Source organism: Candidatus Pseudoscillospira sp. SGI.172, from assembly GCF_050313575.1.
Lineage (GTDB): Bacteria > Bacillota > Clostridia > Oscillospirales > Oscillospiraceae > Vermiculatibacterium.
Map to the genome: position 1 here is coordinate 73,054 of NZ_JBNPLQ010000002.1, position 11,613 is coordinate 84,666.

11 protein-coding genes are annotated in these 11,613 nt (G+C 47.8%); 10 read left to right on the plus strand and 1 reads right to left on the minus strand.

Annotated elements, in window-relative coordinates; translation table 11 throughout:
- Positions 1 to 14 precede the first annotated feature (14 nt).
- Positions 15 to 587, plus strand: coding sequence for a hypothetical protein (locus ACQRD3_RS01620; RefSeq protein ID WP_080906747.1), 573 nt, complete (start codon positions 15 to 17; stop codon positions 585 to 587).
- A gap of 13 nt (positions 588 to 600) precedes the next feature.
- Positions 601 to 1,551, plus strand: a complete 951-nt coding sequence (locus ACQRD3_RS01625) for an LPXTG cell wall anchor domain-containing protein (RefSeq protein ID WP_080906746.1) — start codon at positions 601 to 603, stop codon at positions 1,549 to 1,551.
- A 1,237-nt stretch (positions 1,552 to 2,788) separates the two neighbouring features.
- Here ACQRD3_RS01625 and ACQRD3_RS01630 read toward each other — a convergent pair.
- Complete coding sequence (locus ACQRD3_RS01630) at positions 2,789 to 5,719, minus strand: NACHT domain-containing protein (RefSeq protein WP_427779416.1); 2,931 nt, start codon at positions 5,717 to 5,719, stop codon at positions 2,789 to 2,791.
- A gap of 700 nt (positions 5,720 to 6,419) precedes the next feature.
- Between ACQRD3_RS01630 and ACQRD3_RS01635 the strand changes: the two genes are divergently transcribed.
- The 8 genes from ACQRD3_RS01635 to ACQRD3_RS01670 all read left to right on the plus strand — a co-directional run bounded on the left by ACQRD3_RS01635 (position 6,420) and on the right by ACQRD3_RS01670 (position 11,597).
- Positions 6,420 to 7,067: a TetR/AcrR family transcriptional regulator gene (locus ACQRD3_RS01635; RefSeq protein ID WP_340040471.1), complete on the plus strand. Its 648-nt coding sequence runs from the start codon at positions 6,420 to 6,422 to the stop codon at positions 7,065 to 7,067.
- A gap of 135 nt (positions 7,068 to 7,202) precedes the next feature.
- Complete coding sequence (locus ACQRD3_RS01640) at positions 7,203 to 7,934, plus strand: ABC transporter ATP-binding protein (RefSeq protein ID WP_427779419.1); 732 nt, start codon at positions 7,203 to 7,205, stop codon at positions 7,932 to 7,934.
- Entirely contained in the window at positions 7,927 to 8,634 is a 708-nt protein-coding gene (locus ACQRD3_RS01645; RefSeq protein WP_427779421.1) for an ABC transporter permease, read from the plus strand. Before ACQRD3_RS01640 ends, ACQRD3_RS01645 begins: the two co-directional genes overlap by 8 nt.
- Before the next feature lie 3 nt (positions 8,635 to 8,637).
- On the plus strand, positions 8,638 to 8,937 hold the full coding sequence (locus ACQRD3_RS01650; protein WP_427779423.1) for a hypothetical protein: 300 nt from the start codon (positions 8,638 to 8,640) through the stop codon (positions 8,935 to 8,937).
- Positions 8,934 to 10,169, plus strand: coding sequence for an MFS transporter (locus tag ACQRD3_RS01655; protein ID WP_427779425.1), 1,236 nt, complete (start codon positions 8,934 to 8,936; stop codon positions 10,167 to 10,169). Before ACQRD3_RS01650 ends, ACQRD3_RS01655 begins: the two co-directional genes overlap by 4 nt.
- A gap of 458 nt (positions 10,170 to 10,627) precedes the next feature.
- Positions 10,628 to 11,059, plus strand: coding sequence for a sigma-70 family RNA polymerase sigma factor (locus ACQRD3_RS01660; RefSeq protein WP_256176524.1), 432 nt, complete (start codon positions 10,628 to 10,630; stop codon positions 11,057 to 11,059).
- Positions 11,060 to 11,064: 5 nt separating this feature from the next.
- Positions 11,065 to 11,298 carry a helix-turn-helix domain-containing protein gene (locus tag ACQRD3_RS01665; protein WP_427779427.1) on the plus strand — a complete coding sequence of 78 codons (234 nt, stop codon included), beginning with the start codon at positions 11,065 to 11,067 and terminating at the stop codon, positions 11,296 to 11,298.
- 101 nt (positions 11,299 to 11,399) lie between these two features.
- A complete protein-coding gene (locus ACQRD3_RS01670) occupies positions 11,400 to 11,597 on the plus strand; it encodes a hypothetical protein (protein WP_427779428.1) in 198 nt (65 codons plus the stop codon).
- Positions 11,598 to 11,613: the final 16 nt, after the last annotated feature.

Consider the following 11,613-nt stretch of genomic DNA (forward strand, 5'->3'; position numbering starts at 1 on the left):
AGGAGGGGACGGACATGAGAGGAAAACATGAAATGAAATCCCCAAAGCCGCACATCCTGCTTGTTGCAGTCGCCCTCATCGCGGCGCTCACGGTTGGCGGCACGATCGCCTGGCTGGCAGTCTCCACCAACGCGGTGGAAAATACGTTCCAAGCCAGTCATGTGACCAGCGAGGTGAGCGAGACATTTGATGGGAATGTAAAAACAAATGTCAGCATCAAAAACACCGGCGACATCGACGCCTATATCCGTGTTGCCCTCGTCCCCACGTGGCAGGACGACAGTGGAAATGCGGTGGCCCTGCCCGCCAGCCTGGATGATCTCGCTTTTACTGGACTGACCGGAAGCGACTGGTTCCAGGGAAGAGACGGTTACTACTACTGCAAGGAGCCCATTGCGCCGAATGACGATACCGGATACCTCTTCACAAAGGCAGCGGTAAAGACCGCCAACGGGTATCACATGGATCTCCAGATCCTGTGCGACGCCATTCAGGCCAAGGGCGGGACTGCGGCAGGAACGGCCGCCGTGGTGGCTGCCGGATGGCCGGTGGCGGTAAATTCCGACGGCATGCTGAGCGCGAATTAAGGAGGTGGCAGAGATGAAACGGAAAAAGATGAGCCGGCTTCTGATTGCCGCTTCCCTGTGCCTGGCCCTGATCTTCACTTACAGCGCCGGTGCGCTGGCGGTGCAGGTCCTGGCCGCCGATCCCGACGTCCCAACGGTCACCATTGTGGGCAGCGGCTCCACGGCGAAGTTTACCTTCAACCGTCCCAAGCAGACCGACGAGACGGCCCAGACGCGGGCGGCTGTACCTCACGACACCACGGTGGATTTGTTTGACAGCTTCAAAAACGTCATGCCCGGCGATCACCTGACCCAGCCCATACGGGTTGAGGCTGCAGCCGGCAATGACAGCAGCTACAAGGTATACCTGTATGCCCGGGTGTGCGGGGACAATGCCGAGGCAAATCTGGCGTTTCTGAATGCCATGACTCTGAAAGTCAGCCAGGGTACGGATGAGTTGGATGTCCTGAACGCAGGCGAGGATGCGCAGGGGATTTATCTCGGAACCTTTGAACGGGGAAACAGTAAAGACCTGGCAGTGGATCTGACGGTTCCGATCGAGATGGGGAATGAGTTTCAGGATGCCGAGTGCTATGTGGACTGGTATTTTTACGCTGAGCAGGTCGTGAACGGCGGCGGCGGCGACAAGCCCGACCATACACCCAAGCCCTCTGCTGCCCCGGATCCAAGCGTAACGCCGAGCCCCACCCCCACCACACCGCCCCCTGCCGAGAGCAGCGACGTTGAGATCGACGATGGAGATGTGCCTGAGGGCGGGCTTCCCGACATCGACGACGGGAACGTGCCCAATGGCGGGCTTCCCGACATCGAGATCGGAGAAGACGGTGTTCCCTTGGGCGACATGCCACAGACTGGTGACGACACCAACCTCCCGCTGCTGCTGGGGGCTATGGTGGTCAGCGGAAGCACCCTTGCGGGGATCCTCATCTTTGGCAGAAAGCGCGAAGACGAGGGAACGAACTAAAAGATAAGCAAGAGCAGCCGCCCTGACGGAGTTCGATCCGTCGGGGCGGCTGTTTTTGAGCCGTTGGAGCGAACGGGGATTTGAGATTTTTGAATGCCAAGGATCCAGTACCGAAGGGCCGGAATGCGGCAGATGGCTTCGTACAAGGGAGAACCCAAACGCACTGAAAAGCTCCACGCCGTATACCGCTCACATGGGGAGTCCCCCACCGGAGAGCAGGACGTTGGTTACCAGCAGGACGGGAATGTGGAATACGTGGATTTCACAGCAGGCGCGCTTCTGATAAGCTTGCTGCCATGGAACGCAAAAAGCTGGCAAGATGGAAGTGGAGCTCTCTTGTTCATTCCTTGCTATCCCTCATATTTCTTTCGATTTGCGCCAAGAACCCAACTGCAGTTTAACTTGCAGTTGGGTTCTTCGACAGACTGGGGTGGACGGCAGTTTTCTGCCGTCCACCGTACAAATTTGAATTTTTTGATTTTTGCCATGCCCCTGCTTAAGAGTTCCCCCCGGTGCTCTTTTGAGGCCGGTGCACAAAATGTGCACTGAGACAGGACTCTGAGCGAAAAGTCCAGAAAAAAGAAAATCCCTAGAACTGTTACAGTTCTAGGGAAATCTTCTGGTATGAGTGGTGATACAGAACTTTTTGAAAACCCCAGTAATATCAAGGACTTGTGGGCATACGAACAGAGAATTATCTTGTATTTCCCCTATCTTGTGGCGGCTGCTTTGAAGCAGCCGCCCTTTTCTTAACGCCCAAAATAAATGCGCCAATTAGGGTTGAAAAAACCTCTTTTTTCTTTTTGTGTTGCCTGTTAGAAAGGGGACACGGGTGATTTATCACCCAGCGTATCAAAATGGCTCAGAAGTGGCTTTTTTCTCAGAAACAACACTTTTCAAACCTGCGAAAATATGTCATCTACGCGACGCTCCATCTCACCAAACGGGTTTCCTGGATGTGGACGCGCCAAATACGGCTTGTCCAAATACGGGAAACCCGGATACGGATAACCCATGTCTGGAAAACCGGCCACAATTAAATAAAGATAAAAGAAATACTGATTAATTTAATACGAAAGAATCAAATCCTATCCTATCAATCCCCCCACCCCGCAGGCGCTGATCGAATCAGACAGTTGTTGATGGTATTCGCTTGAGAGATAAAATGCAGAATAATCGTAATACCAGCAAAATAAGGCGAGAAGTCACCTTTCACTACAACATTTTTGCTCAACTATTACGGTATTGAACCAAATACATCCGCTAAACTTTCTTTTATTGAACTATACACATAGTCGGATAGCGGACCACTCCTACGTGTGCGTCTTGAGGTAAGAGTAAACATAAAGCCTGTCCGCGTAGTTGTTATACAATTTACTGTTCGGCCTTGCTTCAAGTAACTCTCTTGAATATCACATACAATTTGATCATGATCGTTAAATCGCTTTCCCTGGGCCCTGCGAATTAAGGGCATAGGGATATCTGCTGTGGGTGATGCAACATAGTAATACTGAAGTGAAGGTTGTGATGTAAAATCATGTGGGTTTGCATCTTCATTATGATCCACCTCAACTACCACTTGATATGGTGCATCGTTGTACCTTCGGAAATACTTTTTCAAGCTTGGAAAATTATAATCGACCATGCTCAAATAGCTGATCTCATGATAATAAAAGAATTGAGATATACGCCGTTCCTTTTGTTCCTTTGAATACAAATCCCAAGTAAAGCACCTACCTTGTATTGGCATTAGTATATCTGGACCAGGAAGAATAAAGTCTGATAAAATCGTATTATCCTGATTTAGACAGTGCAATAAATCCCGGAGGTGAAATAGTTCTACGCCATTCAGCGTATATCCTGCCAAATTCGAGGTTTTTTTAAGTTCCTCATTAATCATTTTGTCAATGACAGCTTGCATTTCGAGCAAATTATCAAGCCCCTTAAGGGCTTCCACTTTTCTCTGATAGTAAGTAATCCGCTCACACAGCAAGTATTTGCTTTCAATTAGATTTTTCTTTTCAATTAGCTCCGCAAGCCTTTTTTTAATTAGATTGATAGCAATGTTACGTCCACTATCTTCACTCAATCCGGACAGTTGAAGATTTACATAATAACTAGTAAAATTACGTCTCTGGAAAAGTGCTTTTCGCTCAAAGGTTGCATAATACTCTTTACATTGCTGTTCGTTAATACATTGAACATCACTTTCATCCGCTGAAACAAAATCAAACCAATATCTCAAATGGTGCTTATCCTCTGATAAGCATCCAATAATAGCAATCTTTGAGCCTGGTTCCATTGTAAAACGATCAGGTGTATGGACGGGCTCAAATAGCGCCTCTATAGGGCTAAAGTACTTACTCAAAATAAACCTGTATGTTCTATGTATTTGGGTTAGAAGCCTTGTAACACTGTCTATATCTGATTCATTTACATCACTTTTAGCATTAACGCATTCAATATACAGAGGCAGATTACGCTCCATCACAAAATCCAAAAACTCATCTTGTGCCTGCGCGTCTTTGAATATCCCTCCCGCAAAGATAAAAACTTCTTTCCATTCATCTTTTTCAACTAAATTCGAATAGAGTTCAACATTACGGGACAAAGGAAAGTTATGAACTAGATAATGGGCAACACAATACTCTTTGAGTAGTTTATGTACAAAAACTACTTTGTCTTCAATTCTAAATAAACCAGAGCCCACAAATGAACCTATGATACGCATTTTGTTTTCAGGCACAATTTTGGAAAGCTGTTGGTCAAATTCGGTGTAGCTGTAGGATGGCTGAGAAAAAGTATGATACGCAAAATCTCCCAAAATATTCTGTGCATCATGGTAAGTTAAAGGAACATTGTCTGAAAATTTCCCTTGTTGAGGCATACCACCGTATAATTTCTGAAATAATTCTTCAAACAATCTACTCCTGTTAAATATGTCTCGATTGGTGCTTTTCTTTAATACTGACTTTCCAACAGACAAAAAGAATGGATTCGAAAAAAGCACATAATACTGTTGAGGAATGTCAACAGCAATTCCTTCAGTTCTCAGTTCCTTCTGAATGGTTTCCTTATTTAATGCAGTAAGAAAGTATTGCTTTTGTTCACCTAATTCTCCGTGGTAACGGTTGAAGCGTGAAGTGATAAAGAAATAGTTATCATTGTACTGTGCAGCAAAGTTATTGAATTCGGCATAAAATTTTGTTCGGTAATTTTCTTGACTGATATCATCAATACCATCCAATATAAGGAGATACCGTCCTTCTTTCAATTGCTGTTCAACTAATTGGTCTATGTTTCCGTTGCAAAATGGACCTAGTTTATATTTAATGCCACTAATGATATCGTTATAGAGCAGCCCATATTCCCGCAGGGAAATAAATACCGGTATTAATGTGAGTGTATGTTCATTTAAACACGCACTCTGGAGTAGTGTGACGGACTCATAAGTTTTGCCATAACCTGCTTCTCCTAAAACAAGGACACGCTTTTCTTTAAGCAATACATCTAGAGAATTTAATTGAATATTGCTTTCATATTTCGAATAGATTTTGCGCTCTAGATATTTATCAGCAGGATATAGCGGATATAAACATAGCAAATGTTTGCGATATTCGTCATATGAAAAGCTTGTGGGCATGCACTCTGGTTCATTGAGCAATCCGTCTACTTTTTTATCAAGTTGTTCAACAGCGGACTTAATATACTGTAATTCACTTAATAATCCATTTGCAAGTTCTTTGGCTGTGTTACAGATAATTCTCGTCTCACTATTATTAGATTTGTTTAAAGCAAGATAAATGACTTCGAAATATCTTTGCAGAAGCGTTCGAATCTCATAATGATAGCGGCTGTAGTTTGGGTGTTGCTCAACAAATAATTGGACGTAGTAATCCACCGACTGAGATTTGGATTTATAGTGAAATACTGATGTATCACAGCAATTTCGTATAATATTGCAAACTACATCATTTTTTGTAAGAAAATGATCCAAGTCATTGTAAAAAACCGTATCTCCATATTTGGAGAGTATTTCATTAAAAATTTGTCTTCTTAGTCTTCTTCTAATATTAAAAAGCAGGATTTTTCCTTTCAGCCCGGAGAATGCATCTTTGCAGAGATCTATTAACAGATCTACGATCTTTTCTATAATAGGGGCGTCCATATTTACACCTCGCTTGTCTACAAGGTAGGTAAAAAATATAAAACAGCCGTATAGGAAATTACCCACACGGCTGCCTTGGCACTACAGAGGCCTACCGTCAATTAATTATAATGTAATTGAGTGAAAAATACAATGAGATATCAAATTTCTGCGATTTCGTTGAATACTCCTTTTTCAAGAGTTTTTATATATTTCTAGACTGTTGCCATTCTAGCGAGGAATCTGCATTTCTCCGTAGTGCGTAGTGCGGCGATTCGTTTGCATCCCGACATTTTCAGATGTCGTTCCGTCGCATTACTCGGGCAGTTTCTCACCGTTTCCGATCCTATGCCCGCTCAAGTAGTTCAGCATTTCTGCGGGCCGTTCCTACAATTTTACCAATCAGCGCAGGATGTATGAGATATTTGCGGCTTACCACAGAGAAGAATATGCCTTCTTGCATAAGGGTTTAGGACTATCCCAACAAGCAATTTTGTGTTTAGGGGCAGGGGTTCCCTAAAGCAAAAATTCGCAAGTGAGGCCACACTTGCTGTGCTTGCTGTAGTTTCTCTGCCCCTTGCTTCTTTCTGTTATTACTACACATTCACCCTCGTCAAATGGCCGTTCTGCGCCTTAGATACTATAAGAATGTATCTTGACAGGGTGCAATATAATCCGTATAATAAATACATACTTAGAGAATGTTTAGGGGGCACAGTGGATGGCACGGAACAAATACCCGGAAGTCACCGAGGAGCGGATTTTAGATGTAGCTCAGCGCCTCTTTTTAGAAAAGGGCTACGAGAACACCACCATCCAGGACATCGTGAACGAGCTGGGCGGCCTTACAAAAGGTGCGGTGTACCACCACTTTAAGTCCAAAGAGGAAATCATGGATGCGGTGAGTGACCGTATGTTTTTTGAAAATAACCCCTTCGAGGCAGTGAAAGGTCGTACCGATCTGAACGGGCTCCAAAAGCTGCGTGAAGTAGTCCGGCTGAATCAGGCAGACACAGCCCGTACCAATATGACAGCACAGTCCATTCCGATGAATCACAATCCCAGAGTATTGGTTGGAATGATCGATGCCAACCGCCGGATTCTCACCCCGTATTTTCTGGAACTCATCGAGGAGGGGAACCGGGACGGTTCCATCCACACAGAGTATGCCAAGGAGATTGCTGAACTGCTGCCTCTGCTCACCAGCCTGTGGCTGCTGCCATCTGTGTTTCCAGCCACCAAAGAGGAGATGCGGCGGAAATTCTCCTTTATCGGGGAGATGATGGAGAAGATGGGCGTGCCTCTGTTTGACGATACCATTCAGCGACTGGTGGACGAGTTCTTTGAGCAAATCCCCGACCTGAAATAAAATTGCCTCGCGGCAATTTTATTTTGGGCATATACATTCATCCAGAAGGTATTATATTGTAAATACCGCAGTCGATCACTGCGGCAAATTTTTTACTAGGATACATACCGCTTGAAGGTATGAAAGGAGTATAACATGGGCCAAATTGTAATCTCTGCAAACAACCTGACAAAAACCTTTTCGGGAAAAGAAGTAATCCGGAAATGCACCTTTTCCGTGGAGCGGGGCAGCATTTATGGTTTCCTGGGGCGCAACGGAGCAGGTAAGACTACGGTGCTCAAACTGTTGCTGGGGTTGTTAAAACCATCTGCTGGAACCGCCATTGTGCTGGGACTGGACAGTGTGCGTGATAACGGGGCAATACTTCGACGCACTGGAAGTCTGATTGAAACGCCGATATTTTATGAGCATCTGTCGGCTGCGGATAATCTACGCCTCCATCTGGCTTATATGGGAATCGAGGATACCGATGTGGAACCAACGCTCTGCCGTGTGGGACTGCCCGGTACAGAGAGCCAGCCGGTGTCTACCTTCTCCCTGGGTATGCGGCAGCGTTTGGCCATTGCGCGAGCCATCATCCATCGGCCCGAAGTGTTGATCCTGGATGAACCGGTCAACGGTCTGGACCCTGTGGGCATGAAGGAGATGCGTATTTTGTTTCGCCGCTTGGTTCAGGAGGAAGGAATGTCCATTCTGATGTCCAGTCACATTCTGTCTGAGATCGAGCAGATCGCGGATCGTGTGGGTGTCATTGTGGACGGAACTATCGTGCGAGAAGCGGAGATGGCAGGTCTCTGTAAGCAGCATCCTTCCGATCTGGAGGACTATTTTATTTCGCTCATCCAAGGAGGTGCCGACCATGCGTAATTTGATTGCATTGGAATTAAAACGGAATCGTCTACGCCCATATCATATTGCAACCTTGATTTGCGGAGTGACGATGCTGGGCTTCCAGTACCTGATGGCCGCCATCCCCTATATGGACCCCACCGAGCCGGATGCGGAATTGTTCTCCCAGTATCCCTTCCTGATGGGGATAACCTGTTTGGTCTGTATGGCAATTTTTTCGATTCTGTCGGCAGTCATGGCCTCCCGGTTTGTGGTGGAGGAATACAGCGGGAAACGCGCAATTCTGCTGTTGAGCTATCCAATCAGCCGGAAAAAGGTGCTGTGCGCAAAGATGATGCTGGTGTTTGCCTATACCGCTGGGGGGATGCTCCTGTGCGGAGCGGTGGTCCAGGCTGTGTTCTTTCTAACAGAATCACTGTTTCCCATCTGTTCTGACCATCTGACAATCAAAGTGGTTCTGCAATCACTGGGCTTCCTGTTCTGCTGTTCCGTTCTGGCGGGGCTGATGGGGGTGATTGCTCTGTGGTTTGGATTCCGCAAAAAGTCGGTTCCAGTGACCATTGTGGCATCGGTCGTTCTGGCAACCATTGTGTGTCAGATAATCAGCTCAGCACTGGTATTCTTGCCAATGATGGGAGCCGTTCTTGGTGTGACGGGCATCCTTGCAACTTTGGCAATCAAAAATCTACTGAGACAAGTAAATAACATGGAGGTATGAGACATGACAGAACGAGAATTTGACCAGAAGGTTGAAAGGGCAGCTGCAAACTTTGAACGACGGGTGGAGACCGCAGCAGATCATCTGGACAAAACCGTAAATCGTGTGTGGAATCGCAGCCGCTTATTTCGCTGTGTAGCCAGAGGGACATCCCTGGCTGCTGAAGTCGGATTACTACTGATTGCTGGGCGTCTGGCGGATCGTGGAAACCGAACTGCCGCGGCGTGGTGTGCGGGGCTAAGTGTCGTTGGTCTGGCAGCCGATATGTTGATTGCAATCTGTTTCCGGAGGACAGAAAAATGAGAGACAAACTATTCACCCGCAATTTTACTTTTCTGATTCTGGGGCAGGTCAGTTCTCTGATTGGCAACTACACCCTAAAGTTTGCCCTCTCCATGTATGTGCTGGAGCAGACCGGATCGGCATCCATTTTTGCAACTTTGTTGGCCGTGGCCATGCTGCCTGCCATCCTGTTGTCCCCCTTTGGCGGTATTCTGGCGGATCGCGCCAACCGGCGTAACATCATGGTAGGACTGGACACTCTCTCCGGATGCACCGTGCTGGTTGCCGGCTTGGTGCTGCCCTTTGGACATGATATTTGGGTCATCGGTGCATTGTTAGTGATCCTGTCTGTCCTGGCCGCCTTTGAGTCTCCCACAGTACAGGCTTGCATCCCCCAAATGCTCTCTGGGGACAATCTGATGAAAGGCAATGCGGCTGTCAATCAAGTACAGGCCATTGCCGGTCTTATCACTCCGTTTCTGGGGAGTCTGGTTTACGCTGCTTTTGGACTTACTCCGGTCCTCTGGGGAACGGTGGCCTGCTTTTTCCTCACCGCTATTTTGGAGTGCTTCATTCACCTGGACTATCAAAAGGCGGAAGTCACTATGAGTGTCCGGGAGATCATTAGAGAGGACTTCTCCGTCAGCATTCACTTCCTGCGTCGGGAGCAGCCGTGTATCCTCAAATTGCTCCTGCTTGCAGCCCTGGCTAGCTTGTTTGTAGCTGGCACGGTGGTAGTCGGCTTTCCTTACCTGGTGCGGACTGTTCTTGGACTCTCGGCAGAGCATTACGGAGCAGCAGAGAGCGTTATGGGTGTAGCCGCCGTGTTGGGCAGCCTCTTTGTGGTAATTACAGCGCAGAAATTCCGTTTGCGCTGGCTGGCCTTTGTCTTCATGGGACTTGGTCTTAGCCTCATTCCAACGGGAATTGCTTTTCTCTTACCTATAGGGTCTCTCGGTATTTACATCATTCTCCTTGTCATGTTCAGCCTTGGGCAATTTGGATGCAGTCTGTTTTCCACCTATGCAATCTCCGTTATCCAGACTCGAACTCCCGAACATTTGATGGGAAAGATCATGTCCTATGTATTCACTCTTGCCATGTGTGCCCAGCCTGCAGGACAGATCATCTATGGGGCGCTGTTTGATTGGTTTTCAGATAGTCCCTATTGGGTGCTGATCCCCAGTGGATTACTGGTATGTGTGATTGGTCTAGCATCCTCAAAGTTTTTTGTAAACTTCGAAAAGAATTGATTCCTGGCGGCGCAAACCGCTGATGGAATGCGGCGGTTTTGAAAACAAGAAATCAAGACCGCTGTATTCTGTTTGAAAAAATGAGAATGCAGGGGGTGTATTAAAGTCGCCCTTTTTTAAGGATACGGCGGTATCGAGGAGGTATCGCTGTGTCCTTTTTCATTTTTCACCCCCCTAACGGCTCAAAAAAAGCCCGTTCCATTCGTCGGACAGGTTCGGCCATGAGTATGAACTATACCATGTAAATAAACTTCATATCACTCGCTATTGCGCCCGGTGGGTCTGTGACCTGCCGGGCGCTTTTTGTCGTTTCCTGCGGTCGGGCTGGCTGGCCGTTGCTTTTCTCAAATTTTCTTCAAAAAGGATGCGTTTGGCGGGCAGAACACACTCTCGCAGGATTGGTAGTAGCGGAAAGGGAGAGAACCACCTGATCCCCCCATGGGAAGGGGGTGAAACTGATGGAATCTAACCCCCGCGACTATGGCGAGCAATGCCGGTTCGATGCTTTTTGCAAGAAGGTGTTGCGAAACGAGGCCAGAGCCTACCTGCGGAACATGAAACGCCAAAGAGAGCGTGAAGCCTTCTTTAGCGACTTGTCCCAGGCGGAACTGGACAAGCTCTGCGTCGTGGATCGTTACCCCAGCGACAGCATTGTGTTCTCGTCGCACGGCTACGATCTACATATCGACAACGAGCTTGTAGCCGAGGCTTTCTCCGCTTTGCCGCAGACAGAGCAGAGCATTTTGATTTTGCACTGCACTCTGGACCTGGCAGACGGTGAGATTGGCAATCTCGTTGGGATGTCCCGGAGCGCCGTTCAGCGGCACCGGACGAAGGCGCTGCAGGAACTGCGCGAAGCATTGTCGGCGCTGATGCCGAAAGGAGGCTGAGGAAGATGACAGAGCCCATCCACAAGGGAAAGGACCTGCTGCCCGTTTGGGTGATCCATGCGGCCTCCGGCGGTGACAGCGAGGCCATGGAGCAAGTGCTGCGGTACTACGACGACTATATGAGCCGCCTGTGTACCCGTACGCTCTATGACAAGAACGGAACGCCTCATGTGTGCGTGGATGTCCACATGAAACGCTGTCTGGAAACCCGACTGATTCGGGCTGTCGTTCGGAAATAACTGCACCAGCCCAAGTGTCGGCGGACGGTTTCCCCTTTCTGCGCCCGCCGACAGCCTGGGCTGGATTCGTTTTTCTATGTGAGAGGAAAGGAAGGCGATCCATGAAAGAGAAGCCTGCACCCCCAGATATCCCAAAGCAACATCAAGTACAACTTGAACAAATGACCTATCGCTTCGGCAACAGGTTGTTTGTGGTAGAGTCTGTTTTCAAAGAGGAAAGCCCGGATACCCTGGGCAGCGTCCTTCTTCGATTGATGAAGGCAGAACATGAGAATAACAAACTCTCCAAACCCGGCTGACACGGGCAGAGGGCGG

What these genes read in the sequence shown, in the direction of transcription:
- ACQRD3_RS01665 (WP_427779427.1), top strand. Translation starts at nt 11,065, where the DNA reads ATGACAGAGCCCATCCACAAGGGAAAGGACCTGCTGCCCGTTTGGGTG.
- ACQRD3_RS01635 (WP_340040471.1), top strand. Translation starts at nt 6,420, where the DNA reads ATGGCACGGAACAAATACCCGGAAGTCACCGAGGAGCGGATTTTAGAT.
- ACQRD3_RS01655 (WP_427779425.1), top strand. Translation starts at nt 8,934, where the DNA reads ATGAGAGACAAACTATTCACCCGCAATTTTACTTTTCTGATTCTGGGG.
- ACQRD3_RS01650 (WP_427779423.1), top strand. Translation starts at nt 8,638, where the DNA reads ATGACAGAACGAGAATTTGACCAGAAGGTTGAAAGGGCAGCTGCAAAC.
- ACQRD3_RS01645 (WP_427779421.1), top strand. Translation starts at nt 7,927, where the DNA reads ATGCGTAATTTGATTGCATTGGAATTAAAACGGAATCGTCTACGCCCA.
- ACQRD3_RS01620 (WP_080906747.1), top strand. Translation starts at nt 15, where the DNA reads ATGAGAGGAAAACATGAAATGAAATCCCCAAAGCCGCACATCCTGCTT.
- ACQRD3_RS01630 (WP_427779416.1), bottom strand. Translation starts at nt 5,719, where the DNA reads ATGGACGCCCCTATTATAGAAAAGATCGTAGATCTGTTAATAGATCTC.
- ACQRD3_RS01640 (WP_427779419.1), top strand. Translation starts at nt 7,203, where the DNA reads ATGGGCCAAATTGTAATCTCTGCAAACAACCTGACAAAAACCTTTTCG.
- ACQRD3_RS01670 (WP_427779428.1), top strand. Translation starts at nt 11,400, where the DNA reads ATGAAAGAGAAGCCTGCACCCCCAGATATCCCAAAGCAACATCAAGTA.
- ACQRD3_RS01625 (WP_080906746.1), top strand. Translation starts at nt 601, where the DNA reads ATGAAACGGAAAAAGATGAGCCGGCTTCTGATTGCCGCTTCCCTGTGC.
- ACQRD3_RS01660 (WP_256176524.1), top strand. Translation starts at nt 10,628, where the DNA reads ATGGAATCTAACCCCCGCGACTATGGCGAGCAATGCCGGTTCGATGCT.